The following is a 25,255-nucleotide window of genomic DNA, read 5'->3' on the forward strand; positions in this document are numbered from 1 at the left end:
TGTTCCCTTCTGCCTGGATTATTTTAGATTGCCAGTAATTGTTACCTTTATCCCAGCACTGAAAAGCAAAATTATAGATCCGATGAAAAAACTTTTTCTCCTAGATGGCATGGCACTGATCTACAGGGCGCATTTTGCCCTGAGTAAAAACCCCAGGTTTACCTCAACAGGAATCAATACTTCTGCCGTAATGGGTTTTGCCAATACGCTGATGGAGGTATTAAAAAAGGAAAAGCCCAGCCATATTGCGGTTGTTTTTGATACCGATGCCCCTACAGAAAGGCATGTAGATTTCGAGGCTTATAAAGCCCACCGCCAGGCCATGCCTGAGGACCTTTCCGCGGCTTTACCCTATATCTTCAAACTGATCGAAGGTTTCCGTATTCCGGTCATCACCAAGGATGGTTATGAGGCCGACGACATCATCGGTACTTTGGCGAAGGAAGCAGAAAAAGAAGGCTTTCAGGTATATTGTATGACGCCCGACAAAGATTTCGCGCAGCTGGTATCAGAAAACATCTTCATTTATAAACCCGCGAGAATGGGCAATGAGATGGAAATCATGGGGGTGCCGGAAGTTTTGGCCAAATGGGAGATTGAGAATCCCTTACAGGTAATCGATATCCTTGGCCTCTGGGGCGATGCGGTAGATAATATTCCGGGTATTCCAGGTATCGGAGAAAAAACTGCGAAGTCTTTGATCAAGCAATACGGTTCTATGGAAAATATCATTGCGAATTCCCATGAACTGAAAGGCAAGCAGCGTGAAAACGTAGAAATGTATGCGCAACAGGGGATTGTATCTAAGAAACTGGCAACGATAATCCTGGATGTACCTGTAGATTTTGATGAAAAGTCCCTGGAACTGGAAGAGCCAAGTCGCGAACTATTGGAACCTTTATTTGCCGAACTGGAATTCCGTACCATTGGAAAACGGGTATTCGGAGATGGCTTTAGCGTCAATGATGCAAAAGTTGGGGCAGGAATGCAAACAGATCTTTTTGGTAGCGCACTGCCTGAACGCGATCCTAAAGTATTTGTGGCTACACCGGAGATGTTTGAACAACCGGAAGCGAAGACCATAGAGAATACGCCCCACGACTATAAACTGGTAGATACACCCGAGCTGAGGAAAGAATTGATTGCGCTGTTGCTCCAACAGGAAAGTCTTTCCTTTGATACGGAGACTACAGGCACGGATGCAAACCTGGCCGACCTGGTGGGCCTGTCTTTCTCTTTTAAAGCAGGAGAAGGTTATTACATTCCGGTTCCCGAAAACCGGGAGGAGGCACAGTTGATCGTAGATGAGTTTAAGCCAGTATGGGAAAATGAAAATATCGCCAAGATCGGTCAGAACATCAAGTACGATATGCTCATCCTGAGCTGGTATGGTGTGGCTATCAAAGGAAAATTGTTTGACACCATGCTTGCACATTACCTGATTGACCCGGATACGCGTCATGGAATGGATGTGCTTTCGGAAAACTACCTCAATTATTCCCCGATATCTATCACTACGCTGATTGGTCCTAAAGGGAAAAACCAGGGGACTATGAGGGATGTGGCTGTGGAAAAGGTAGTGGATTATGCCGCTGAAGATGCCGACGTGACCCTGCAGCTCGCTGAGACTTTCAGGCCAATGCTGAAAGAGTTGAACGCAGAGCAGTTGGCCATGGAGGTAGAAAACCCGCTGATCTATGTACTTGCGGATATAGAGAAGGAAGGTGTACGTATCGATATGGATACGCTGATCAATTATTCCAAAGAGCTGGAGATCGATATCCGCAGGTTCGAGCAGAGCGTATATGATAAATGCGGTGTGACGTTCAATCTTGCATCGCCAAAGCAGTTGGGTGAAGTCTTGTTTGAGAAGCTCTGTTTGGATCCCAAGGCTAAAAAAACGAAAACCGGTCAGTACCAAACCGGAGAGGATGTGTTGCTGGCCCTGGCCAGTAAAAGTGATGTGGTGAAGGATATCCTCGATTTCAGGCAATTGCAGAAACTAAAATCTACCTATGTGGATGCCCTGCCATTATTGGTAAATCCCAAAACAGGAAGGGTGCATACGAGTTACAATCAGGCAGTAGCCGCAACGGGTAGGTTGAGCTCCAATAACCCCAACCTGCAAAATATTCCGATACGAACAGAACGGGGCAGGGAAGTAAGGAAGGCCTTCATTCCCCGGGATGAAAATCATATCCTGCTTTCTGCAGATTATTCGCAGATTGAACTCCGGATCATTGCTGATATTAGCAAGGAAGAAAATATGCTGGATGCATTCGCCAAAGGCATTGACATCCATACTGCTACCGCCGCAAGGGTATACGGAATTGCGATAGCGGAAGTAGATGCCACACAGCGTCGAAACGCAAAGGCCGTCAATTTCGGTATCATCTATGGGCAGTCTGCTTTCGGTCTCTCGCAAAATCTGGGGATACCACGTAAGGAAGCTGCGGAAATCATCGAACAGTATTTCACGCAATATCCGGGCATCAAGCGGTATATGTCAGACACCATGAACTTTGCCCGTGAGAATGGGTTTGTAGAGACGATCCTGGGCCGCAGAAGGTACCTGAGAGACATCAATTCTGCGAACCAGACCGTAAGAGGTTTCGCGGAGCGAAATGCGATTAATGCGCCTATTCAAGGATCAGCGGCGGATATGATCAAGGTGGCCATGATCAATATTCATAAAGATATTAAAGAAAGAGGGCTGCAGTCTAAGATGACCATGCAAGTACATGATGAGTTGGTCTTCGATGTATTGAAGACAGAAGTAGATGAAATGAAGGAGATCATTGCACACCGAATGAAAACGGCAATTAAAACGACCGTGCCGATTGAAGTGGAGATCGGCGAAGGTGAAACTTGGTTGGCTGCGCATTAATCGCAGCCAACTGTGTGCTATAATTCTATTGTTTCCCCGATTGAGGGAAGCAATAGTGTTTTGTGCTCTCTTTTAAATTTCGCCACGGCCTCTTCGGTATCAATGGCTATTGGAGGGAAAGTATTATAGTGTACTCCGATCACTTTTTCGCATTCCAGGAACTTGGTAGCTACCAATGCATCATCTACATCCATGGTGTAATGTCCGCCAATCGGCAAAATTGCATAGTCCAATTTATAGAGGTCAGCAAGGAGTTTCATTTCTAAAGTCAATGCGGTATCACCTGCAAAGTAGATGGTTTTTCCTTCCAGTTCAAGGACAAAACCAGCGGGGTTTCCGCCGTAACTTTCATCCGGATTGGAACTGCTGTGTACGGCCCATACTGTACGCAAAGTGCCAAAATCAAACTTCGACTTTCCGAAGTTGATGTCTGTCACATTTTCTACACCCTGCTTTTTGATCCATGAAGCCACTTCTACCATGGCAATTACCTGGGCTTTGGTCTGGTTGGCAATTTGTACCAGATCGGCCACATGGTCGCCATGACCATGGCTTACCAGGATATAGTCTGCCTCTATCTTGCTAATGTCAATGTCCTTCGCCAGCGGGTTATGTGAGATGAAGGGGTCGAACAGGAATTTTTTGCCATCGGCTTCTATAGAGAAGCAGGATTGGCCATAATACGTATATTTCACGGCTTATCCTCCAAACATTCCACCAAGTCCACCCAGCATATCTTTAGTCGCTGATTGCATTTCTACAGCGCTTACCTGATCAGCCTGAGCTAATGCTTTATTGATTGCGGTAAGCAGGAGCTCTTCCAGCTCTTCTTTATCCGCCTGCTTGAAAAATGCTTCATCAATCTCTACTGCAGTGATGGCCTTATTGGCTGTAGCAGTGATTTTGATTGCGCCACCTTCCACTTCGCCGAATACAGATATGGTATCCAAACGTTTTTTTATTTCTTCAGCCTTTTGCTGGGCTGCCATGAGTTTATCGAACATAGTATCAGATCTTAGTTTTAATATAAAACGAAATTAAAGCAATTTGGTTTAATTTGCTGCAATCTATCAAAAGATATACTTCGGATGAGAACAGTTCGTTCACAAAAGGATGCTGGTTCAGACCTTCTTCACACCTTGTTCACAAGAAAGCCACAAACAGGTACCTTTTTGTGAAGAAAGTGTGACTATTGTGTGTTTAATGTGAGGCCTTGCCTATACTAGTTGTGCCTCCGTTTCGCTCTGTCATACTGATCAGGCCATTTCAGATCGTCGCCCAGTTCCTGAGCAGCATGTAACGGGAAATACGGATCTCTGAGCAGCTCCCTTGCCATGAAAATGAGGTCGGCCTTTCCTTCCTGGAGAATACGCTCTGATTGTTCTGCCGTGGTGATTAGACCAACTGCGCCTGTTAGGATTCCCGTCTTTCTGATCTCTTCAGCAAATTGTACCTGGTAGCCGGGGAATACCGGAATCTGCTGATGCGCTGCCAGTCCGCCGGAGGAACAATCGACGAGGTCAACACCCAGGTCTTTCAATATTGCGGCCAGTTTTAGCGATTCTTCCGGGTTCCAGCCCCCTTCTGCCCAGTCAGTTGCGGAAATGCGTACAAACAAGGGGTTCTCTGATGGCCATACCTGCTGAACATCCTGAATGACTTCTGTCAGCAAACGAATGCGGTTTTCAAAACTTCCACCGTATTGATCGATTCTTTGATTGCTCAAAGGAGAAAGGAATTGATGAAGTAGGTAGCCGTGGGCGGCATGTAGCTCTATGACTTTGAATCCCGCTTCCAGGGCACGCTGTGCAGCATTCCTGAAATCCTGTTTCAGTTCATGAATGTAATTGAGTGAGATTTCTTTAGGTGGGTTGTCTCCTTCGTGAAAAGGAATAGCGCTGGGTGCCACAGTACGCCAGCTGCCTGGGCCGTCCTTGATCTGCTTGCCACCTTTCCAGGGGATTTCTGTACTGGCTTTTCTGCCGGCATGGGCCAGTTGGATGCCGCTGGCGGCACCCTGACTATGGATAAAATCGGTAATGCGTTTTAAAAAAGGGACGTGCTCCTGACTCCAGATTCCCAGGTCGCCATAGCTGATGCGCCCCTCGGGGCTTACCGCTGCGGCTTCGAGGATGATGAGCCCGGCACCGCCTACTGCTCGACTTCCAAGGTGCACCAGGTGCCAATCGGTAGCAAAGCCATCAGTGGCCGAGTATTGGCACATCGGGGAGACCACAATTCTATTTTTAAGGGAGAGGTTTTTGATTTGAATCGGGGAGAATAAGCTGGACATAAGATCTTTCTTTATTTTTCCATCAACGACTGGTTGAATGACACAAATAACTTAAATAAATCGGAGAATTCTGTCAGGGGAAGCGTATTGGATTTGTCAAGAATATCGTGGTAAGCGCTGATGCCTCCCTGTGTGTAAATGAAGAATGCGGGGACGCCTTTTTCACTGAAGAAGTAATGGTCGCTGTTGGCCGCCTTGCCCCTCGAATTGATTTTGGGGAGGTACTTTTGCGCGTCGTTGATCTTGTTGAGGACTTTAAATTCAGTAGGATGCTGGGTGGCGTTGACTACCGTAATGCCTTCTTCGCCCGTGCCTACCATATCTACATTGATGAGAAAGCGGATATTAGCGAGTGGTTTCAATGGGTTTTCTGTGAAGTACTTAGAGCCGACGAGGCCCGCTTCTTCTGCTGCAAAGCAGAGGAAGCCCATGCTGTAGGGCTGTGGGTTGCTTGCATAATATTTGGCCAGATTCAGCAGGAATGCCACGCCACTGGCATTGTCATTGGCACCAGGGAAATAGGTGTCGCTGCCCATGCCACCGAGGTGATCATAATGTGCGGTAATGATGACCAGGGAATCAGGTTTTCGGGTGCCGGGCACGATGCCGCAAATATTGGAAGCTTTGAATACAGGTTCAAATGCATTCTGGATGTCGATCGCATAGCTTTCCGGGGGAGAGTCTAATGCGCGTTTGTCGACCTGGATCCCGGTGTAATCGGCCTGCTGCATGGAAACTGACCAGGTCAGTTTGTCTTTGAGGAGCACGATAAACCGTTGGTCGGGATCTATAAAGCTTGCCGAGTCCGTTTGGCGAAGCTTTCCAGTGCCGGCTTTTGTGCCGCTTTCTGCGAAAACAATGAAGTCTTTGCCAGGGCTGAGGGTTTTGCCATTGATGCTGGCCGACATTTTTCCGGGGAAAGTATTGACAGGCATTTCAAAGTTTTGCCGGAAATCCTTCTGGTCCATGGGCTTTAGTCCGTAAGACAGAAATTCGCTGACGATGAAATCGGCAGTTTTGCCCATTCCGTTTTTGGTGTAGCCACGGCCCCAGAAGGTTTCGGAGCTGAGTAATGCCACGGTGTTTTTTGCTTTTTGTACATCTTGGCCAAAGGCCTGCTGGCAGAGCAACAGGCAAAGTAATGCCAGGTATCTGTTCATGGTGGTGTAGGTTTTATCTGGTGTGTTCCCGTAAATATATGGAAACAGTTGGTTAAATTGAGGTTAAATCTCTATACGGAAAATGTAAAAAAATGAAAAACGTATTGCACAACTCAATATTTATTTAAACCTTTGCGCCTCAATACATTCAAAGAACTATTTAGAAACAAGAAATGATCAAACACGCAGCGCATAAACTTTCTATTGTTGAAGCAAAGAATATTGCTTCACGAAGTCTGTTTATAGAACGTTTACAACCCGTGTTTTTTGTGACTACGAACCGGCAAACCTATACGCCGCGGATCTGAGTAAATTCCTTTTAAACAGGTCATTTACGAAGAGGATTGCCTCTCAAAAAACAATTAATCAGAACATTCATATTTTTTCGTTAGTATATTAATGAATATAAACGATTTTATAGTGCAGGTTGCACTTCCTGAACATCGTGTCTTTGCAGAAGAAATCTGCGAGGAAATGTTAGAATCTGCTAAAGCACGAGGTACAGGTATCGCCAAACGTTCACCCGATTACGTAGCCGGTAAAATGGTAGACGGCAAATCGGTGATCGCATTTCACAAAGATGGGACATGGGCGGGCTTTTGCTATATCGAAACCTGGAGCCATGGGCAGTTCGTAGCTAATTCGGGTCTCATCGTGAGTCCGAAATACCGTAAAGCAGGTTTGGCGAATGCCATCAAGCATAAGATTTTTGAGCTCTCCCGACAGAAATACCCTAAGGCCAAAATCTTTGGGTTGACTACCGGTCTGGCCGTCATGAAGATCAATTCGGATTTGGGCTATGAGCCGGTTACCTATTCGGAGCTGACCCAGGACGAAGAGTTCTGGAAAGGCTGTCAGAGTTGTGTGAACTTTGAGATCCTGAAAATGAAGGAGCGTAAAAACTGCATGTGTACTGCCATGCTGTACGATCCGGTTGAGCAAAAGCACGATGCCGCCAAAAAATTTGCCGAGGAGCTGCATAAGAACCCAAGTCTGTACGAACGTTTCATGAGTATCAAGCAGAAGCTGGTACTGAAATCAAAACCCCAGAGTAAGGGACTGAAATCCCTGTTGTTATTGTTTACCGTTTTATTTAAATAGCTGTTTATATCATGAAGAAGAAAGTAGTTTTAGCTTTTAGCGGAGGTCTGGATACCTCGTTTTGTTGCATTTACCTTGCTCAGGATCGTGGATTAGAAGTTCACTCTGTGATTGTGAACACCGGCGGTTTTTCTGATGAAGAATTGCAGGAAATAGAAAAACGTGCGTATGCCCTTGGTGTGGCTTCTCATGCTGTGGTAGATGAAACTACCAACTATTACAACAGCTGTATTAAATACCTGGTATTTGGAAATGTCCTGAAAAATGCCACGTACCCGCTTTCTGTAAGTGCAGAGCGTGTGAGCCAGGCCACAGCGATAGCCAATTATGTAAAAAAGATCGGCGCTGATTATGTGGCTCACGGAAGTACAGGAGCTGGTAATGACCAGGTGCGTTTCGACATGATCTTCAATATTATCATTCCTAATGTAGAGATCATCACCCCGATCAGAGATTTGAAATTGTCCCGCGAAGCGGAAATAGAATATTTAGCTGCCCATGGCGTGGAATATAGTGCTGAAAAAGCAAGATATTCCATTAATAAAGGGCTTTGGGGAACTTCTGTAGGTGGTAAGGAAACCCTGACCTCCAACGAGACCCTACCTGAAGAGGCATGGCCAACCCAGGTTTCGGAAACAGCACCCCGCAAACTGGAGCTTACTTTTGAAAAAGGTGAACTGGTGGCTATTGATGGCGAAACATTTGAACCGGTAAGGGCAATCCAGAAATTACAGGCCATCGCACAGCCTTATGGTATTGGCAGAGACATCCACGTAGGAGATACCATCATTGGCATCAAAGGCCGTGTCGGATTTGAAGCTGCTGCGCCGATGGTGATCATCAAAGCACACCATACGTTAGAAAAACATACCTTGACGAAATGGCAACTGTCCTGGAAAGAACAGTTGTCGTCGTTCTATGGCAACTGGCTGCATGAAGGTCAGTTCCATGACCCAATCATGCGCAACATTGAAGCTTTCCTGTCTGATATGCAGAAAACGGTAAGCGGTAAAGTGTTTGTAGAATTATTGCCTTACCGTTTCAATATCATCGGAATTGAGTCGGCACATGACCTGATGAGCAATAAATTCGGCAGCTATGGCGAGATGAACAATGCATGGAGCGGTGAAGATGTGAAAGGTTTTTCGAAGATTTTTGGCAACCAGGTGATGATCTGGCATAAAGTAAACAGCGATGAAAACAATTAAAGCGGGTATCGTAGGTGGAGCAGGGTATACTGGCGGCGAAATGCTCCGTTTGCTGGTCAACCATCCTTCTGTAGAGATTGCTTTTGTGCACAGCAATAGCAATGCGGGCAACCTGATCTCGGATGTGCATACCGATTTGCTGGGCGATACGGACCTGCGTTTTACTGCTGAACTGTCATCGGAGATTGATGTGCTGTTCCTGTGCGTAGGTCATGGCGATGCGAAGAAATTCCTGGACGCTAATCCTATCGCTGAAGGCATCAAAATTGTCGACCTCAGCCAGGATTTCAGACTGAAGGCCAATGCCGGTGCAGATTGGGTGTATGGATTGCCCGAGCTGAACCGTGAACGTATTAAAGCTGCGAGCTACATCGCAAATCCGGGTTGTTTTGCAACCTGTATCCAACTTGCCTTATTGCCTTTGGCAGCAAAAGGACTCATCAACAGTGAAGTACACATCAATGCGACGACAGGGTCTACAGGGGCGGGACAGAGCTTATCGACCACCTCACATTTCAGCTGGAGGAACAATAACCTGTCGATCTATAAGGCGTTTGAGCACCAGCATCTGAACGAGATCGGCGAGAGCTTGTCGCAATTGACACCAGGTTTTGCTGAAGTATTGAACTTCATTCCGCAGCGCGGAGATTTTACCAGGGGGATACTGGCAGCAGTATACCTCGAAACTGAGCTCAGTGAAGCAGCAGCGCAGGAGCTCTATGAAAGCTATTATGCGGATCATGTGTTTACCCATGTGAGCAAAAAGAATATTGACTTAAAACAGGTGGTGAATACCAATAAGGGCTTAGTGCATGTGGAGAAGCATGGGGGTAAGTTGTTCATCATCAGTATCATTGATAATTTGTTGAAAGGTGCCAGCGGACAGGCGGTACAAAACATGAACCTCATGTTTGGTTTGCCTGAAAGCGAAGGATTACGGCTTAAGGCAGCGGCTTTTTAAGCGGTCGTTGCCCTAACTCATTTCACCGTCGTCCTGAATTTATTTCAGGACCTAGCAGCAATTATTTCTAACTGGCATAAACGGAATCCTGGAATAAATTCAGGATGACGTGGAGCAAAAACTTAAAGAAAATGAACTTATTTGACGTATACCCACTAAACGATATAGAAATTGTAAAAGCATCTGGCAGCACTGTCTGGGATGCAGCAGGACAAGAATACCTGGACCTGTATGGCGGTCATGCCGTGATCTCCATCGGCCATACGCATCCGCACTATGTGGAGCGACTGACCGAACAGCTGAATAAAGTCGGTTTTTACTCCAATTCTGTTAAGATTCCCTTGCAGGTGCAACTGGCAGAAAAACTTGGTGAAGTTTCCGGAAAGCCTGATTATCAGTTGTTCCTGTGTAATTCAGGAGCAGAAGCCAATGAGAACGCTTTAAAACTGGCTTCTTTTTACAATGGCAGAAAAAAAGTGATTGCTTTTAAAGGCGCATTTCATGGCAGGACTTCATTGGCAGTCGCTGTAACTGACAATCCGAAGATCATTGCCCCGGTAAATGAAACCGATAACATCATTTTCCTGCCACACAATGATGTAGAAGCATTGGGTCAGGCATTTGCCGACTATGGGCAGGAAATCGCTGCTGTGATCATTGAGGGCATTCAGGGTGTAGGCGGCATCAAAGAAGCTTCTGTAGATTTCCTTAAAAAGATCCGTTCCCTTTGTGATCAGTACAATGCGGTATACATTGCCGACAGCGTACAGTGCGGTTATGGCCGTACAGGCTTGTTTTACTCCCATGACTATGCAGGCGTAGCAGCCGATGTATATACGATGGCTAAGGGCATGGGTAACGGTTTTCCGATAGCAGGGATTTCCATCGCTCCGAAATTTAAGCCATGGCATGGGATGCTGGGTACTACTTTCGGTGGCAATCATTTGGCTTGTGCAGCAGCTTTGTCTGTACTTGAAGTAATTGCGCAGGACAAGTTGATGGAAAATGCAGCCGCTGTAGGGAGCTATCTGATCGAAGAACTCCAAAAAATTGAAGAAGTGAAAGAGGTACGCGGACGTGGCCTGATGATCGGTATTGAATTGCCGGAATCGCTTGGTCATGTTAAAAAAGACTTACTTTACAAACATTATATCTTTACTGGCGAAGCCAAGCCCAATGTCATCAGGTTATTGCCAGCTCTGAATCTAACTAAAGATCATGCAGATCAGTTTTTAAACGAATTTAAAATTGCTTTAAAAGGATGAACCAGTTTACCTCAGTAAATGATGTAGCACAGATCGACCAATTGGTTGATGATGCATTGGCTTTGAAGAAAAGCCCCTATGCACACCAGGATCTTGGAAAAAACAAGACGCTGGGTTTAGTATTCCTGAATCCTAGTCTGCGTACCCGGCTGAGCACGCAAAAAGCGGCGCTAAATCTGGGCATGAGTGTGATGGTGATGAATATGGACAAAGAGGGCTGGGCATTGGAAACACAGGATGGTGTGGTGATGAACGGCACCACCGTAGAGCACATCAGGGAAGCTGCGGCTGTAATGGGGCAGTATTGTGATATCCTGGGCCTGCGTTCCTTTCCCAAACTGCAGAACAGGGATGAAGACTATAACGAGGATTTTTTCAACAAGTTCATCGAGTTTTGTAAAGTACCTGTAGTAAGTCTGGAAAGTGCTACGCGCCATCCTCTGCAGAGCCTTGCCGACCTGGTAACCATCAGGGAAACCTGGACGGGCGCAGGCAAACCCAAGGTCGTGCTGGCATGGGCACCACACATCAAAGCTTTGCCGCAGGCCGTACCGAATTCTTTTGCAGAATGGATGTGCCAGGCGCAGGCAGAAGGCATGCTGCACTTCACGATTGCACAGCCGGAAGGATATGAACTTTCTGAAGATTTTACCCCCGGTGCAACCATCACTCACAACCTGGATGAAGCATTGACCGGAGCAGACTATATCTATGTGAAGAACTGGTCGAGCTATCAGGACTACGGAAAGGTTTTGCCTTTTCCGGAAGGCTGGATGCTGACCAATGCGCATTTGGAGCCTACGAATGATGCTAAGGTAATGCACTGCTTACCTGTGCGCCGCGACCTGGAACTTTCTTCGGAAATCCTGGACGGGCCAAACTCACTGGTGATCCATGAAGCAGGCAACAGACTTTGGGCGGCACAGGCGGTATTGAAAAACATATTGGAAAAATTGGTATAATACGGTCATTATCCTAAAGATCATGAGAAAACTAAACGTCATCAAGATCGGCGGAAACGTCATCGATAATTCGGAGAAACTGCATCAGTTCCTGTTGGACTTCACTGCGTTGCCCGGAGATAAGATTTTAATCCACGGTGGTGGTAAGATCGCGACCGAATTGGGCACTTCATTAGGCATAGAGGCCAAAATGGTAGAAGGACGCCGAATTACAGACATAGAAACCCTGAGGATTGTGACCATGGTCTATGCCGGTCTCATCAACAAAAATATGGTGGCCCAGTTACAGGCCAAAGGCTGCAATGCAATCGGCCTGACGGGTGCAGATGGTAACGTCATTAAAGCGGTGAAGCGTCCGGTAAAAGATATTGACTATGGTTTTGTAGGCGATCTGGATGCCGGTTCTGTAGCTGCGGATACGCTGGAAAGCCTGCTCAATGCAGGTCTGACTCCAGTTTTGTGTGCGATAACCCATGATGGGGACAGTCAGCTTCTAAACACCAATGCGGATACTATTGCTTCAGCTGTAGCCGTAGCGATGTCGGCAAAATACGATACTTCACTCATTTATTGCTTTGAAAAAAGAGGAGTAATGAGGGATGTGGAGGATGATGGTTCCCTGGTTCCGGAAATAAAAATGGATGAATTTGAAGCTTTGAAGGCCGAAGGTATTGTTTCCGGAGGAATGATCCCTAAATTGCACAATGCTTTTGAAGCGATCAAAAGTGGTGTTGCTGCGGTATATATTGGCAAAGCTGATGAACTGCCTGCGATAGACGAGCAAAATTTTGGAACCCGATTAATCAAATAAAAACATGAACCAGTTTAAAGGCAGTATTGCCATTTTAGGAAGTGGAAACATAGGTGTGTCACTGGCTAAAGGCCTGATTAAGGCTGATTATGCGCAGCCCGGTCAGATCACGCTGACGCGCCGGAACGTGGCCAACCTGAATGCACTAGCCGAACAGGGATTTGCGGTTAGCGCGGATAATGCAGCTGTAGTTGCGGGTGCCGATATCATTGTTTTGGCCGTTTTGCCTCAACAGTTGAACCAGCTTTTGGAGCAGATCAAACCATCTGTAGACAGAAACAGGCAGGTATTCATTTCTGTAGCTTCAGGTGTGAGTTGCGCCGACATCAGGCATAAGTTGGGAGAAGGGGTAGAAGTAGTACGTGCCATGCCGAATACGGCGATCGCCATCGGGCAGTCGATGACCTGTGTAGCCAGCGATAATGCTTCCAAAGAGAATTTAGATGAAGTAACCAGGATGTTTGAAACAGTGGGTTCAGTGGTGAAGATCAATGAAGACCTGATGACATCAGCTACAGCACTGTGTGCCTGCGGTATTGCTTTCTTTCTGAGGGCAATCAGGGCAGCTTCGCAGGGCGGAGTAGAGATCGGCTTTCATGCCGATGAGGCTTTGAAAATGGCTGTGCAGACGGCAAAGGGAGCCGCAGATCTATTGCTTCAGATGCAGTCGCACCCCGAACAGGAAATAGATAAAGTGACTTCGCCTAAAGGCTGTACCATTGCGGGATTGAACGAGATGGAACACAACGGCTTCAGCTCTTCGCTGATCAAAGGCATAAAGTTGTCGGCCATCAAAGCCGGCGCATTGTATACAAAAGAATAAAATTTATGATCGAACAACTGCAAAAGGATAGTTTAGAATTGTTGAAACAGCTGATAGCCATTCAGTCCTTCAGTAAGGAGGAGGATAAAACGGCGGATAGGATAGAACAATTTTTGCAGCAAAGAAATATCAATACTCACCGTAAGCTCAATAACATCTGGGCTTACAATAGACATTTTGATTCCAGCAAGCCTACTGTCTTACTGAATTCGCACCATGATACCGTAAAACCCAATTCAGGCTATACGCGCGATCCTTATGATGCTGCTGTAGAAGATGGCAAGTTGTATGGCTTGGGCAGTAACGATGCCGGAGGATGCCTTGTATCGCTGGTAGGAACCTTTTTATACTTCTATGAGCAGGAAGGATTGAGTTACAACATTTGCCTGGCGACCACTGCGGAAGAAGAAATTTCCGGAAACGATGGACTGGAATGTGTATTGCCCGATTTGGGAGAACTGGAATTTGCGATCGTTGGAGAGCCTACACAGATGAACCTGGCGATTGCCGAAAGGGGATTGCTGGTGCTCGACTGCACTTCGACCGGAAAAGCCGGACATGCAGCCCGGGAGGAAGGGGATAACGCGATTTACAAAGCCCTGAAGGATATTGAATGGTTCCGAAATTATCAGTTTGCAAAAGTATCTGAAGTTTTCGGCCCATTGAAGATGAGCGTGACGATCATTAATGCAGGTTCACAGCACAATGTGGTGCCTGCCACCTGCACCTTTACCGTGGACGTACGTGTGACTGATGCTTATACCAATGAAGAGGTATTGAAGATCATCCGCACCAATGTGGATTGTGGGGTAAAGCCACGTTCTATCCGGTTGAAGCCATCGTCCATTGATAAAAATCACCCTTTGGTGCAGGCCGGCATTGCCTTGGGGCGTAGTACTTATGGCTCGCCTACCACTTCAGACCAGGCTTTGCTGAGTATCCCTTCTGTAAAAGTTGGCCCTGGTGATTCTGCCCGCTCGCACATGGCAGATGAGTATGTGCATGTAGATGAAATCGCAGAAGGCATTGAGTTGTATATTGCAATGCTGAAACCGGTGATCAACGGAAAATAAATTTGAAAGCATATTGATCCGCACTTGCGGAATACAAATAGACAATACATGAAAATCTGGCAAAAAAACGTAAACGTAAATAAGGATATCGAAACTTTCACGGTAGGCAGGGACAGGGAACTGGATTTGCAGATGGCAGCATTTGATGTACTGGGTTCACTGGCGCATGTGGAGATGTTGGAAAGCATTGGTTTGCTGACTGCCGAGGAGCTGAACGCTATCCAGGTTGAACTGAAAAACATTTATAAAGAGATTGAAGCCGGCAATTTTACAATCGAAGATACAGTAGAAGATGTACATTCCCAGGTCGAATGGTTGCTGACACAAAGGATTGGTGAAGCCGGAAAGAAAATTCACAGCGGGAGGTCCAGAAATGACCAGGTGCTGGTCGACCTGAAGCTTTATTTCAGGAGCTGCATCGAGGAAATGGTGGGCAATACCTCACAGCTTTTTGTCCAGTTGATCGAATTGAGCAATACACATCAGAATAAATTGTTGCCGGGTTATACCCATTTGCAGATCGCGATGCCGTCGTCATTCGGACTTTGGTTCGGTGCCTATGCAGAAAGTCTGGTAGATGATCTGGAGATGATGCTGGCCGCCTATAAAGTCTGCAACAAGAATCCATTGGGTTCTGCTGCGGGTTATGGTTCATCCTTCCCACTGAACCGTACCATGACCACTGAATTGTTGGGCTTTGAAAGGCTGAATTACAATGTTGTTTATGCACAGATGGGTAGGGGCAAAACGGAACGCATCCTGGGACAGGCGATGTCTTCTATAGCGGCTACACTTGCAAAAATGGCAATGGATGTCTGCCTGTTTATCAACCAGAACTTTGGTTTTATCAGTTTCCCTGATGAGCTGACTACAGGATCCAGCATCATGCCGCATAAGAAAAACCCTGACGTATTTGAACTGATCCGTTCACGCTGCAATAAGATTCAGGCTTTGCCGAATGAGATTGCCATGATGATCACCAATCTTCCCTCAGGCTATCACCGTGATCTTCAACTGCTGAAGGAAAACTTGTTTCCGGCCATTACTTCTTTAAATGAGTGTCTGGAGATGACCACTTTCATGCTGCAAAATATCAGCGTTAAAGATCAGATCCTCGATGATAAAAAATATGCCTACCTGTTTAGTGTAGAGGTGGTGAATGAACTGGCGCTGAAAGGCACACCTTTCAGAGAAGCTTATAAAATTGTTGGCGAACAGATTGAAAATGGCACATTTGAACCTGGAACCGCGATACACCATACCCATGAAGGCAGCATTGGTAACCTTTGCAATGCGGAGATTTCGGCCATGATGGAGGAAGTGCTGTCACAGTTTAAATTTGAGAAAACACATCAGGCAATTGAAAAATTGATCTCCTGATCCGTATATTTTTATAAAGCAAGGGCGGCTCATTTGATTGGGCCGCCCTTCTTTTATTTAAACTCAGATGTTTTATGGAATTCGATATCAGGATAATCCCGCATGGTCATGTTGATCATGAACTCATTGTCGGCCAGGTACACCGGATTGCCATCTTTATCTTCACCTATATGTTGTTGTTTGCGCTTCAGGAATTCCTGAAGTTTTGTTTTGTCTTTAGAAGTTACCCAGTTGGAGCGCGTATAGCTTAACATCCGAAAGGCAGCTTTCGCGCCGTACTCATGCTCCAGACGGAAAGCAATCACTTCGAACTGAAGTTCACCTACAGCACCCACCACCTTGCGGTTACCGGGCTGCATGGTAAATAACTGCGCAACACCCTCTTCGGTAAGCTGCTGTATGCCTTTTTCCAGCTGTTTGGTTTTTAGTGGATCTCTGTTTTCTACCTCCTTGAAAATCTCGGGAGAGAAGCTCGGAATGCCTTTGTATTGCAATTGTTCACCTTCAGTTAAGGTGTCGCCGATTTTAAAGTTACCACTGTCGTACAAACCGACCACATCGCCCGGCCAGGCTTCTTCTACAATGCTCTTTTCATTGGCCATGAAGTCCATCGGATTGGAAAACTTCATTTTCTTACCCTGGCGCGTATGGAAGTAAAACTTGTTACGTTCAAACTTGCCTGAGCAAATCCTTAGGAAAGCAATCCTGTCCCTGTGTTTAGGATCGAGGTTGGCATGGATTTTAAATACAAAGCCGCTGAAGTTTTTTTCTTCTACCATCACCTCACGCTGTTCAGCCTCACGGCTTTTTGGACTAGGGGCAATGTTGATGAAGGTGTCCAGCAATTCCTTGATCCCGAAGTTATTGATGGCACTGCCAAAGAATACCGGTGCCAGCAGCCCTTCAATGTACATGCTCTTATCCAGCTGGCCATATACGCCATCTACGAGTTCAAGGTCACCTTTTAGTCCTTCCAGTTCTTTTGCCTTCAGGAAATTACTCAGGTTTTCATCGTTCAGGTCATTTACCTGGATCACTGATTCGCTGATCTTGGTCTTATCGGCCTCAAATAGGTTGAGGTGATTGTTGTAAATGCTGTACACACCTTTGAAGGTATGGCCCTGACCAATTGGCCAGGAAAGTGGGCAAAGGCTGATGTTCAGCTTGGTTTCGATTTCGTCCAGCAGGTCGAATGCGTCTTTACCTTCCCGATCCATCTTATTGATGAAGATGATTACCGGTGTATTGCGCATGCGGCATACCGACATGAGTTTTTCGGTCTGTTCCTCTACACCCTTTACACAATCCACCACTAGGATCACACTGTCTACCGCTGAAAGGGTGCGGTAGGTATCTTCCGCGAAGTCCTTGTGGCCCGGGGTATCCAGGATATTGATGCGTTTGCCACTATATTCAAAGCCCATGACAGAAGTTGCGACCGAAATTCCACGTTGTTTCTCAATCTCCATGAAATCGGAGGTACTGCTTTGATTGGCCTTATTGCGTTTCACTGCACCAGCAGTGTTGATGGCGCCACCAAAAAGCAGGAATTTTTCCGTTAATGTGGTTTTACCAGCATCGGGGTGACTGATGATCGCGAAGGTTTTTCGTTTTTCTATTTCTGGGTTAATCATATACTATTAGGAGGCTTTGCCTGATAAAAGGCTGCAAAGATAATGAAAAAACCGGCCATTATAAGCCGGTTTTCCATTCTATTTGACTGATATTCAATTATCATCTCCCACCTCTTGTTGGTCTTGAAGAAGAAGATGAACTTCCTCTGCCGCCACCCTGACTGCCGCTGCTTTCGGATCCTCTTGAAGGTCTGCTCTGCTCTACCCTCTGCGGTTGGGGCTGAGGTGCAGGCCTGGATTCCTGACGCTGTGGCTGTTGTTGCTGTACAGGGGCCTGTCTGGCTTGCTCCTGGCGTTGAGTTTGTTCCCGGCTCTGTCTTTGTGCCTGTTCCTGTGCAGCTTGTTGTTGCCTCACCTGTTGCTCCGCACGTGACTGACGCTGAGCCTGCTCTTGTCTTGCTGCATCCTGAGTTTGTTCCCTTTGATTTTGTACGTCCCTGGAAACGCGTTCAGTACGCTCTGTTTGGGCAGGCTGCTCTCCTCTTCCTACTCGTTGCGGTTGGTTAGGCGTCGCTGCTTGTCCGGGCTGCGCACTGCCTGTTCTGCTTACCCTGCCCTCAGTATTGTTGCTATTTCCCCTGTTGAAACCGGAATTGTCTACCGAACCTCTTGATGGACGCGCGTCCGACTGGTCCCTCATAGTAGTATAGCCTTCACCACGGGTTACATTTCTCGGAGCTGCAGCCACTTGGCTGTTGTTGCCCCTGCTTGATCTTGCTGGTGTATAGATTTCCAGTTTGTTGCCACTTATCCCGCTTCTGCTTGGCCTGCTCACTCTGTCCACAGTATATACTGGTACTGCTTGCCTGGTGTATCTCCTGATCTCATCCGCTCTTGGACCGGTATAGTAAGAATACCTGTTGCGTGTATACACATTATTGATGATTGTCGTATTATGGATGATCGTGATGTTTCTGCGTGAATAATAGCGCGGGAAATTATCATAATATATATTTCTTTGCGGTACGAACACCCACCAAAGATCCGGAATGTTGAAGTTGACATTGATGTGCATGCCGGGTCCCATAGGTGCCCAACCATAATATCCGCCACCACTTCTCCAGCTCACCCAGGCAGGTCCCCATACGGTATCAGGAATCCATACCCATTGGTTGTAGCGGTTGTACACCCATCTTCCATAATGGAAGGGCGCCCAGCCCCAATCGTAATTGGATACCCAGGTATTTCCATATTCGGTCATTGCCCAACGGCCATTGGTATAATATGGCCTGAAATCTCCCTGATCTGCATCAGGTCTCCATACGTATCCGTACTGAGGATCCTGGATCCAGGTACCATAAGGAGAAAGTTCGTCATAGAACGACTGCAGGGAAATGTCCTCGTCTTGCGCCATGACCCTTTGCGTGGTTCCGGTTAACAGGAGCAGTAGCCCCAGTACAATAGCCGGTAATTTGATTAGTTTTTTCATTGTGTGTGTGTTTAATTTACCTAACGTTCTTTGTATATCAATTTGAGTTCCAATGCACTCAAAAGTTTAATCTGTCTAAGAAATATTACATTTCGATTATGTGATGTCACATAATTATATTGGCTTAATGCTGCTGATCACAGAAACATAATTTGTGGCCATGAAATACAATTTACAAAAAATCTAAATAATAAACGTTTTTCCGGCAGGAAGATTACGTTAAGGCTACATTAATTGGACGAGTGCGTGTGCATTGTGATAAATTATTTATTCTTTTGTACACAAATCAAAATTTATGGAAAAAGGCACATTATTTCTCATTCCCGTTCCCCTGGCGGACAACGCAGCTCAAAAGTCATTTACTCCTTTTCTGGGGGATACCATCAATAACCTGAGCACTTACATCGTTGAGAATGAGAAAACTGCCCGTAAATTTCTCAAAGAAGCAGGTATAAAAATCCCACAGAGTGAGCTGATCATCCACGATTATGGAAAGCACAAGCGTAATGATTCGATGGTTCCTTATTTTAAGGAACTCATGACAGGTAAAGATGTGGGGCTAATGAGTGAGGCGGGTTGTCCCGGTGTTGCTGATCCCGGAGCCGACGTTATCCTTGAAGCTCATAAACGGGGCATCAAAGTTGTTCCTCTAGTGGGCCCCAGTTCCATCTTACTGGCCTTAATGGCTTCTGGATTCAATGGGCAAAGTTTTACGTTCAACGGCTACCTGCCTATCGATAAAGTGGAAAGGGGAAAGCGCATTAAGGAGCTGGAGCAATTGGCGCAGCAGAAAAAGCAGACGCAGATCTTCATAGAAACGCCCTTCCGTAACAATCATTTGTTTGAAGACATTCTGAAAAACACAGCAGCGCAAACCCTGCTTTGTGTCGCTTGTAATTTAACGGGCGAAGAAGAATATGTGAAAACAATGTCGGTGGGGCAATGGCGTCAGGAACGCATAGACCTGCACAAAAAGCCAACAATCTTCTTGATCTACAGGACCTAGCGGTACATGTTTTTGCTGTCCATAAAGGACAGCACATTGTCGGGTACCAGAAATTGCACATTTTTCCCCTCCTTGATCCCTCTGCGGATGAAGGTAGAGGAAATGTCCATCTGTGGTGTTTCGGTGATGATCAGAGATGGATGCCCTTGCCATTCGCTGAGGTCGATGCCCGGCCGAGGGTACACATAGATCTGATAATTCTTGAGCAGCACCTCATAGTTCTTCCATTTTTTAAAGGAAACCAGGTTATCTGCCCCCATGATCAGGGCGAACTCCTTTCCCGGATATTTTTCAGAAAGGTACGTAAGGGTGTCTATGGTATAAGAAGGCTGTGGGAGTCCAAACTCAATATCACTCACCTTCAGGTGATCGGCATTTTCGGTTGCCAGCCTGGCCATTTCCAGGCGGTCGTACATATTGGTCAGGTTACTTTTGTTCTTCAAAGGATTGTGCGGGGATACCACCAGCCATACCTCTTTCAGGTCCGTAAAGCTGGCCATATAATTGGCAATGACCAGGTGTCCGGTATGAATGGGATTAAAAGAGCCAAAGAATAATCCTGTCTTCATTGCAAGAAATGTTATTTGTTGAGGAAGTCGCCCACCAGCTTTTCAGCTTCAGCACATGCTGTTTCCAGATCGTAATTCTTGAGAATTACATCAAACTTATCCGCATAATTCAACTCTTTTTCTGCCTTTACGAAGCGCTCAGCCAGTTTCTCCGGACTGTCGGTGCCACGTCCGCTCAGGCGTTCTTTCAATACTTCCAGGGAAGGTGGCTGCACAAATATTGCCAGGGCATCCTCTTCATATTTACGTTTCAGGCGTAGGCCACCTTCTACATCGATGTCGAAGATCACATGCTGCCCTGCATCCCAGATGCGTTCGATCTCCGAGCGGAGGGTTCCATAAAAGGTGCCATTATATACCTCTTCAAACTCGACGAACTCCTGATGGGCTACCTTGTGCAGGAATGCCTCTTTCGAGATGAAGTAATAATCTTTTTCATGTTGCTCATCGCCCCTTGACTCCCGTGTCGTAGCCGAAATGGAGAAACTGAGCGCAGGGTATTTTTGCAGTAGATGTTTAACGATTGTGGTTTTGCCAGCTCCGGAGGGCGCTGAAAATATGATGAGTTTACCTTGTTTCATTTGTATATGTTGTTTCTTGGCCCTGCTGGGTTTACAAAACATTTAATAATTGTTCTTTAATCTTTTCCAGCTCCTCTTTCATACCGACTACGAGTTGTTGAATTTGTGCATCATTGGCTTTGGCGCCCATGGTGTTGATCTCACGACCGATCTCCTGAGAGATGAAGCCCAATTTTTTGCCATTTGCATCCTTGCTTTTCAGGGTTTGCATGAAATAATCGCAATGACTTTTCAGCCGGATTTTTTCTTCAGTGATGTCCAGTTTATCGATGTAATAGATCAGCTCCTGCTCCAGGCGGTTTTGGTCTACATTCACTTTCCCGGCATTCTCTTCAAGGAAAAGCAATAGGCGGTTTTTGATCTGTGGAATGCGCAATGGTTCCAGGACTTCCACCTCAGAGAAGAACTGAAGGATGTTTTTAATGCGGAGCTCCAGGTCCTTGCGCAGGACTTCACCCTCTGCGATCCTGAATTGATTGAAATTTTCCAGGGCTTGCTGAAAAGTGTTGTTTAGGATGTCCCAGTCATTTTCATTCACTTCTTCTTCGGAATAACTGATGACCTCAGGGAAGCTGAGTACAGCCTGCAGGAGGTTATTGGAATTGGCCCCCAGGCTCTGGTTAATCGCTTCCAGTTCTTTATAGTATTTGCTCAGCAGGGCTGCGTTGATTGTTGCACCTTTCAGGTTTTCCTCGCTGCGTTCAATGTTGACGGAGACGCTCACCTTACCGCGCTCGATTTCCTTGCTGCAGGTATTTCTTAGCAACAATTCTTTATCGGAGAAAGCACGTGGGAGTTTTAAATTCAGTTCCAGGAACTTACTATTGAGAGATTTGATCTCTACTGCAAACTTTACGTTTTCGTGGTCAGCAGAGGCCAGACCGAATCCTGTCATTGATTTTATCATGTGCAAAGATATAATTTATTGCCTTTTCAAACCTATTTAACTTTTTTTAACTTAGTTCATTGGCAAACATTGGTTAAGTTTACAAAATATTTTCAAAATCATGAAGCCCTATCAGCTGTACACTTCCCTGATGCTAATGTTGTTCCTGAGTGCTACTGGCACTGCGTTTGGGCAAAGCTATGTCATCGGTGGGGTTATCAAGGACAAAGAAGCCAATCTCAGGATTGCAGATGCACAGGTCATCAACCAGCGTAGTGGCGATGCTGTGCTGAGCAGTAGCCTGGGGCTTTTCCAGATCAAAGCCAGGATAGGGGATACTTTATTGATCATCAAACAACATTATTCAGATTTCACTGCAGCTGTAACCGATACCAAGGATATGATCATCAATCTGAACCGGGACATGACCCTGAAGCAGGTAGACATCTATGGGAAGACCAAGAAGGCAGAATTGACAGATATGAAGCGGGAGTACCGCAATAAGGGTTCATTTTACCAGGGCAAACCACCTTTTCTCTCCTTTCTCTTTAAACCGCTCACTGCAGTATACGAACTGTTTGGACGTACACCTAAGAACGCACGCCGTTTTGGCCGCTATTACGAAACAGAGATGCAGCAAACGCTGATCGACGGCTTCTTTAACGAAAACATCATTCAGAACAATACTGATCTTAAGGCGGAAAACCTGGAAGACTTTATGCTCAATTACCGCCCGGAGTATGAAAAGGCCAAAAACTGGCAGGAGTACGATGCCCTGAAATACATCAAAGATTCTTATAAAAAGTATACAGATACCCTCGGTAAAAAATAAACCAGCTATTTAAATTAGATTTTAGATAGAAAGGAATTCACAGGCTTTCTCAGCAGCCAGCTTTTCCGCATTTTTCTTGTTGTAGTCCCGGCCGATGCCGCAGCTTTCTCCTTCAATCATGGCCTGGATGGTAAAGAGTTTAGCACTTTCACCTTCCCCGTTTTGCACCATATCGAAACTGATGTCTTTACCATGTCTCTGGCACCATTCAATAAGTTTACTTTTGAAATTGGTTTCCGTTTGTTCCAGGGTATGGATATCCACGTAAGGTTTTACAATCCGTTTAAGTAGAAATTCCCGGGTAAAATTGTAGCCTTTGTCCAGATAAATGGCGCCGATCAGCGCTTCAAATGCATCTCCAAGCATGGAGTGGTGTTTAGTCTGTACATTGACTGTTTTCTGATCAAAGACGATCAGCTGATCAAAACCCATTTTTCTGGCCAGTTGGTTCAGGTTTGCCCTGTTGACGATCTTGGAACGCATTTCAGTGAGAAATCCTTCTTCTTTGTAAGGATAGCTCTTGAAAAGCAGTTCGGCGATTACGGCACCCAGAATGGCATCACCAAGAAATTCGAGACGTTCATTGCTGCTCCTGCTGCCATTTTTCAGAACTTTTGCTACAGACCTGTGCCTGAACGCCATTTTATACAAAACGGTGTTTCCGGGAACAAAACCTAGTATATTGTTCAACTTTTTTATAAAGTCCCTATCAGATGAAAGATAAAGCTTGTATAGGTCAAGTAATGGCATTAAACGACATTTAGTCTTCGTATTTCTTGAAAATTACAGACGCATTGTGTCCGCCAAAGCCAAAAGTATTACTCAGGGCAGCGCGGATATTGCGTTTTTGCGGCTTGTTAAAAGTGAAGTTTAATTTCGGATCAAATTGAGGATCATCAGTGAAATGGTTAATTGTAGGAGGTACAATGCCATTTTTCACAGCCAGGATAGAGGCAATTGCTTCAATAGCACCTGCCGCGCCCAGTAAATGTCCTGTCATAGATTTGGTGGAACTAATATTCAGTTTATAAGCATCTTCACCGAACAGATCCACGATTGCCTTTGTTTCAGACACATCGCCCAGCGGGGTAGATGTACCATGAACATTGATGTAATCGATATCTGCTGTAGTCATCCCGGCATCATTCAGCGCATTGGTCATCACCATTCTGGCGCCTAGTCCTTGCGGATGCGGGGCGGTAATGTGATTTGCATCTGCGCTCATTCCGCCGCCAACTAATTCGGCGTAGATCTTAGCACCACGTTTTTTTGCGTGTTCCAGTTCTTCGAGGATAATGGTTCCTGCACCTTCGCCGGCCACAAAGCCATCGCGGTCTTTGTCAAATGGTCTTGAAGCTGTTTTAGGATCATCATTCCTGGTAGAAAGGGCATGCATGGCATTAAATCCGCCAATTCCTGCTTCATTGATAATCGCTTCCGAGCCTCCACTGATGATTACATCGCACATATTCAAGCGAATATAGTTGTACGCATCGATCATAGCGTTGGTGGAAGAAGCGCAAGCAGAAACGGTAGAGAAGTTTAGGCCCCTTAGTCCATATTTAATGGAAATGTGTCCGGGAACAATGTCAATGATTACTTTAGGGATGAAGAAAGGATTAATTCGCGGAGTGCCGTCACCCAGGAAAAACGCCTTCATTTCATCCTGAAATGTTTTAAAACCGCCAATACCTGAACCCCAGATGACGCCTACACGGTTGGTGTCCATTTGACTAAAGTCAAAATTGCCATCCTTTACAGCTTCTTCTGTAGATACCAGTGCATATTGAACAAATGGATCTAATTTGCGGGCTTCCTTCCTGTCCATGAAGTTTTCCGGATTGAAGTCTTTCAGCTCGCATGCAAATTTGGTTTTGAATTTTGAAGTGTCAAAACCGGTAATAGGACCAGCGCCGCTCACCCCGTTCAACAGACCATCCCAGAATTCCGGAATGGTATTGCCGATAGGAGTGAGCGCACCTAGCCCTGTAACTACAACTCTTTTTAATTCCATTTATACGGATTATACGGAGACCGTATTTTTACTTAACGTTTTTCTCTAAGTAAGCAATTGCTTGACCAACTGTACCAATGGTCTCAGCCTGATCATCAGGGATTGCTACATTGAATTCTTTTTCAAACTCCATAATAAGTTCTACTGTATCCAAAGAATCCGCACCCAAGTCGTTCGTGAAAGAAGCTTCCGGGGTAACTTCGCTTTCATCCACACCTAATTTTTCAACGATAATAGCCTTAACTCTTGAAGCAATATCAGACATAATGATTATAATTTAATGGTTAAATAATTCAGTGCAAAGAAAAATAAATTCTGACACATTTCAAATGTTTTTATTTCTCTACCAATTTTAATGTTTTTATTTGGAACATTAAAGT

24 protein-coding genes are annotated in these 25,255 nt (G+C 45.7%); 12 read left to right on the forward strand and 12 right to left on the reverse strand.

From position 1 onward, the window contains the following. Positions 1 to 82: 82 nt before the first annotated feature. The gene (gene polA / locus WAE59_RS21870) at positions 83 to 2,887 is read left to right on the forward strand and encodes a DNA polymerase I (protein WP_337858122.1); all 2,805 of its coding nucleotides are present in this window, start codon (positions 83 to 85) and stop codon (positions 2,885 to 2,887) included. 17 nt (positions 2,888 to 2,904) lie between these two features. Here polA and WAE59_RS21875 read toward each other — a convergent pair whose 3' ends face one another. From WAE59_RS21875 to WAE59_RS21890, 4 genes are all read right to left on the reverse strand, one after another. Next, the gene (locus WAE59_RS21875; protein ID WP_337858123.1) at positions 2,905 to 3,582 is read right to left on the reverse strand and encodes a metal-dependent hydrolase; all 678 of its coding nucleotides are present in this window, start codon (positions 3,580 to 3,582) and stop codon (positions 2,905 to 2,907) included. Between the two features lie 3 nt (positions 3,583 to 3,585). Then, positions 3,586 to 3,891: a YbaB/EbfC family nucleoid-associated protein gene (locus WAE59_RS21880; protein WP_337858124.1), complete on the reverse strand. Its 306-nt coding sequence runs from the start codon at positions 3,889 to 3,891 to the stop codon at positions 3,586 to 3,588. Between the two features lie 218 nt (positions 3,892 to 4,109). Then, positions 4,110 to 5,180: an NADPH dehydrogenase NamA gene (namA, locus tag WAE59_RS21885; RefSeq protein ID WP_337858125.1), complete on the reverse strand. Its 1,071-nt coding sequence runs from the start codon at positions 5,178 to 5,180 to the stop codon at positions 4,110 to 4,112. A gap of 11 nt (positions 5,181 to 5,191) precedes the next feature. Then, positions 5,192 to 6,340: a M28 family metallopeptidase gene (locus WAE59_RS21890; RefSeq protein WP_337858126.1), complete on the reverse strand. Its 1,149-nt coding sequence runs from the start codon at positions 6,338 to 6,340 to the stop codon at positions 5,192 to 5,194. Between the two features lie 399 nt (positions 6,341 to 6,739). On the opposite strand from WAE59_RS21890, the gene WAE59_RS21895 reads away from it, so the two are divergent. The 9 genes from WAE59_RS21895 to argH all read left to right on the forward strand — a co-directional run bounded on the left by WAE59_RS21895 (position 6,740) and on the right by argH (position 15,924). Next, the gene (locus WAE59_RS21895) at positions 6,740 to 7,441 is read left to right on the forward strand and encodes a GNAT family N-acetyltransferase (RefSeq protein WP_337858127.1); all 702 of its coding nucleotides are present in this window, start codon (positions 6,740 to 6,742) and stop codon (positions 7,439 to 7,441) included. 11 nt (positions 7,442 to 7,452) lie between these two features. After that, positions 7,453 to 8,649, forward strand: coding sequence for an argininosuccinate synthase (argG, locus tag WAE59_RS21900; protein ID WP_337858128.1), 1,197 nt, complete (start codon positions 7,453 to 7,455; stop codon positions 8,647 to 8,649). Next, positions 8,636 to 9,610, forward strand: a complete 975-nt coding sequence (gene argC / locus WAE59_RS21905) for an N-acetyl-gamma-glutamyl-phosphate reductase (protein ID WP_337858129.1) — start codon at positions 8,636 to 8,638, stop codon at positions 9,608 to 9,610. The genes argG and argC overlap by 14 nt, the downstream gene beginning before the upstream one ends. 131 nt (positions 9,611 to 9,741) lie before the next feature. Further along, on the forward strand, positions 9,742 to 10,875 hold the full coding sequence (locus tag WAE59_RS21910) for an aspartate aminotransferase family protein (protein WP_337858130.1): 1,134 nt from the start codon (positions 9,742 to 9,744) through the stop codon (positions 10,873 to 10,875). Continuing rightward, complete coding sequence (locus tag WAE59_RS21915; protein WP_337858131.1) at positions 10,872 to 11,837, forward strand: acetylornithine carbamoyltransferase; 966 nt, start codon at positions 10,872 to 10,874, stop codon at positions 11,835 to 11,837. The genes WAE59_RS21910 and WAE59_RS21915 overlap by 4 nt, the downstream gene beginning before the upstream one ends. A gap of 22 nt (positions 11,838 to 11,859) precedes the next feature. Then, a complete protein-coding gene (gene argB, locus WAE59_RS21920) occupies positions 11,860 to 12,648 on the forward strand; it encodes an acetylglutamate kinase (RefSeq protein WP_337858132.1) in 789 nt (262 codons plus the stop codon). 4 nt (positions 12,649 to 12,652) lie between these two features. Beyond that, complete coding sequence (proC, locus tag WAE59_RS21925; protein ID WP_337858133.1) at positions 12,653 to 13,471, forward strand: pyrroline-5-carboxylate reductase; 819 nt, start codon at positions 12,653 to 12,655, stop codon at positions 13,469 to 13,471. Between the two features lie 5 nt (positions 13,472 to 13,476). Next, entirely contained in the window at positions 13,477 to 14,544 is a 1,068-nt protein-coding gene (locus WAE59_RS21930) for a M20 family metallo-hydrolase (RefSeq protein ID WP_337858134.1), read from the forward strand. 48 nt (positions 14,545 to 14,592) lie between these two features. Then, the gene (gene argH, locus WAE59_RS21935) at positions 14,593 to 15,924 is read left to right on the forward strand and encodes an argininosuccinate lyase (RefSeq protein ID WP_337858135.1); all 1,332 of its coding nucleotides are present in this window, start codon (positions 14,593 to 14,595) and stop codon (positions 15,922 to 15,924) included. Between the two features lie 53 nt (positions 15,925 to 15,977). On the opposite strand, the gene WAE59_RS21940 is transcribed toward argH, so the two are convergent. Next, on the reverse strand, positions 15,978 to 17,558 hold the full coding sequence (locus WAE59_RS21940) for a peptide chain release factor 3 (protein WP_337858136.1): 1,581 nt from the start codon (positions 17,556 to 17,558) through the stop codon (positions 15,978 to 15,980). A 100-nt stretch (positions 17,559 to 17,658) separates the two neighbouring features. Further along, complete coding sequence (locus tag WAE59_RS21945; RefSeq protein WP_337858137.1) at positions 17,659 to 18,987, reverse strand: DUF6600 domain-containing protein; 1,329 nt, start codon at positions 18,985 to 18,987, stop codon at positions 17,659 to 17,661. Between the two features lie 295 nt (positions 18,988 to 19,282). On the opposite strand from WAE59_RS21945, the gene WAE59_RS21950 reads away from it, so the two are divergent. Then, the gene (locus WAE59_RS21950) at positions 19,283 to 19,993 is read left to right on the forward strand and encodes an SAM-dependent methyltransferase (RefSeq protein ID WP_337858138.1); all 711 of its coding nucleotides are present in this window, start codon (positions 19,283 to 19,285) and stop codon (positions 19,991 to 19,993) included. Here WAE59_RS21950 and nadD read toward each other — a convergent pair. The 3 genes from nadD to WAE59_RS21965 are packed head-to-tail and all read right to left on the reverse strand — an operon-like array spanning position 19,990 to position 22,038. Beyond that, the gene (gene nadD, locus WAE59_RS21955; protein ID WP_337858139.1) at positions 19,990 to 20,562 is read right to left on the reverse strand and encodes a nicotinate (nicotinamide) nucleotide adenylyltransferase; all 573 of its coding nucleotides are present in this window, start codon (positions 20,560 to 20,562) and stop codon (positions 19,990 to 19,992) included. The genes WAE59_RS21950 and nadD overlap by 4 nt on opposite strands. An 11-nt stretch (positions 20,563 to 20,573) precedes the next feature. Next, the gene (gene gmk / locus WAE59_RS21960; RefSeq protein ID WP_337858140.1) at positions 20,574 to 21,143 is read right to left on the reverse strand and encodes a guanylate kinase; all 570 of its coding nucleotides are present in this window, start codon (positions 21,141 to 21,143) and stop codon (positions 20,574 to 20,576) included. 31 nt (positions 21,144 to 21,174) lie between these two features. Continuing rightward, positions 21,175 to 22,038, reverse strand: coding sequence for a YicC/YloC family endoribonuclease (locus WAE59_RS21965; RefSeq protein WP_337858202.1), 864 nt, complete (start codon positions 22,036 to 22,038; stop codon positions 21,175 to 21,177). Positions 22,039 to 22,150: 112 nt separating this feature from the next. Here WAE59_RS21965 and WAE59_RS21970 point away from each other — a divergent pair, with 112 nt between their 5' ends. Next, positions 22,151 to 22,861: a hypothetical protein gene (locus WAE59_RS21970; RefSeq protein WP_337858141.1), complete on the forward strand. Its 711-nt coding sequence runs from the start codon at positions 22,151 to 22,153 to the stop codon at positions 22,859 to 22,861. Positions 22,862 to 22,882: 21 nt separating this feature from the next. Here the strand turns inward: WAE59_RS21970 and rnc are convergent, their stop codons facing one another. Genes rnc through WAE59_RS21985 form a run of 3 tightly spaced genes read right to left on the reverse strand, consistent with a single transcriptional unit; the run spans position 22,883 to position 25,140 of the window. Next, complete coding sequence (rnc, locus tag WAE59_RS21975; RefSeq protein WP_337858142.1) at positions 22,883 to 23,611, reverse strand: ribonuclease III; 729 nt, start codon at positions 23,609 to 23,611, stop codon at positions 22,883 to 22,885. A 10-nt stretch (positions 23,612 to 23,621) separates the two neighbouring features. Beyond that, entirely contained in the window at positions 23,622 to 24,875 is a 1,254-nt protein-coding gene (gene fabF, locus WAE59_RS21980) for a beta-ketoacyl-ACP synthase II (RefSeq protein ID WP_337858143.1), read from the reverse strand. Between the two features lie 28 nt (positions 24,876 to 24,903). Then, positions 24,904 to 25,140, reverse strand: a complete 237-nt coding sequence (locus WAE59_RS21985; RefSeq protein ID WP_008508386.1) for an acyl carrier protein — start codon at positions 25,138 to 25,140, stop codon at positions 24,904 to 24,906. Between the last annotated feature and the right edge of the window lie 115 nt (positions 25,141 to 25,255).

Source organism: Pedobacter sp. GR22-6, from assembly GCF_037402555.1.
Lineage (GTDB): Bacteria > Bacteroidota > Bacteroidia > Sphingobacteriales > Sphingobacteriaceae > Pedobacter.

Coding starts and splice junctions, on each gene's coding strand:
- namA (WP_337858125.1), bottom strand. CDS start 5,180: ATGTCCAGCTTATTCTCCCCGATTCAAATCAAAAACCTCTCCCTTAAA.
- WAE59_RS21965 (WP_337858202.1), bottom strand. CDS start 22,038: ATGACAGGATTCGGTCTGGCCTCTGCTGACCACGAAAACGTAAAGTTT.
- argG (WP_337858128.1), top strand. CDS start 7,453: ATGAAGAAGAAAGTAGTTTTAGCTTTTAGCGGAGGTCTGGATACCTCG.
- rnc (WP_337858142.1), bottom strand. CDS start 23,611: ATGCCATTACTTGACCTATACAAGCTTTATCTTTCATCTGATAGGGAC.
- proC (WP_337858133.1), top strand. CDS start 12,653: ATGAACCAGTTTAAAGGCAGTATTGCCATTTTAGGAAGTGGAAACATA.
- WAE59_RS21915 (WP_337858131.1), top strand. CDS start 10,872: ATGAACCAGTTTACCTCAGTAAATGATGTAGCACAGATCGACCAATTG.
- WAE59_RS21940 (WP_337858136.1), bottom strand. CDS start 17,558: ATGATTAACCCAGAAATAGAAAAACGAAAAACCTTCGCGATCATCAGT.
- WAE59_RS21895 (WP_337858127.1), top strand. CDS start 6,740: ATGAATATAAACGATTTTATAGTGCAGGTTGCACTTCCTGAACATCGT.
- WAE59_RS21930 (WP_337858134.1), top strand. CDS start 13,477: ATGATCGAACAACTGCAAAAGGATAGTTTAGAATTGTTGAAACAGCTG.
- WAE59_RS21985 (WP_008508386.1), bottom strand. CDS start 25,140: ATGTCTGATATTGCTTCAAGAGTTAAGGCTATTATCGTTGAAAAATTA.
- argC (WP_337858129.1), top strand. CDS start 8,636: ATGAAAACAATTAAAGCGGGTATCGTAGGTGGAGCAGGGTATACTGGC.
- WAE59_RS21950 (WP_337858138.1), top strand. CDS start 19,283: ATGGAAAAAGGCACATTATTTCTCATTCCCGTTCCCCTGGCGGACAAC.
- nadD (WP_337858139.1), bottom strand. CDS start 20,562: ATGAAGACAGGATTATTCTTTGGCTCTTTTAATCCCATTCATACCGGA.
- WAE59_RS21970 (WP_337858141.1), top strand. CDS start 22,151: ATGAAGCCCTATCAGCTGTACACTTCCCTGATGCTAATGTTGTTCCTG.
- gmk (WP_337858140.1), bottom strand. CDS start 21,143: ATGAAACAAGGTAAACTCATCATATTTTCAGCGCCCTCCGGAGCTGGC.
- argH (WP_337858135.1), top strand. CDS start 14,593: ATGAAAATCTGGCAAAAAAACGTAAACGTAAATAAGGATATCGAAACT.
- WAE59_RS21945 (WP_337858137.1), bottom strand. CDS start 18,987: ATGAAAAAACTAATCAAATTACCGGCTATTGTACTGGGGCTACTGCTC.
- polA (WP_337858122.1), top strand. CDS start 83: ATGAAAAAACTTTTTCTCCTAGATGGCATGGCACTGATCTACAGGGCG.
- fabF (WP_337858143.1), bottom strand. CDS start 24,875: ATGGAATTAAAAAGAGTTGTAGTTACAGGGCTAGGTGCGCTCACTCCT.
- WAE59_RS21910 (WP_337858130.1), top strand. CDS start 9,742: ATGAACTTATTTGACGTATACCCACTAAACGATATAGAAATTGTAAAA.
- WAE59_RS21890 (WP_337858126.1), bottom strand. CDS start 6,340: ATGAACAGATACCTGGCATTACTTTGCCTGTTGCTCTGCCAGCAGGCC.
- WAE59_RS21880 (WP_337858124.1), bottom strand. CDS start 3,891: ATGTTCGATAAACTCATGGCAGCCCAGCAAAAGGCTGAAGAAATAAAA.
- argB (WP_337858132.1), top strand. CDS start 11,860: ATGAGAAAACTAAACGTCATCAAGATCGGCGGAAACGTCATCGATAAT.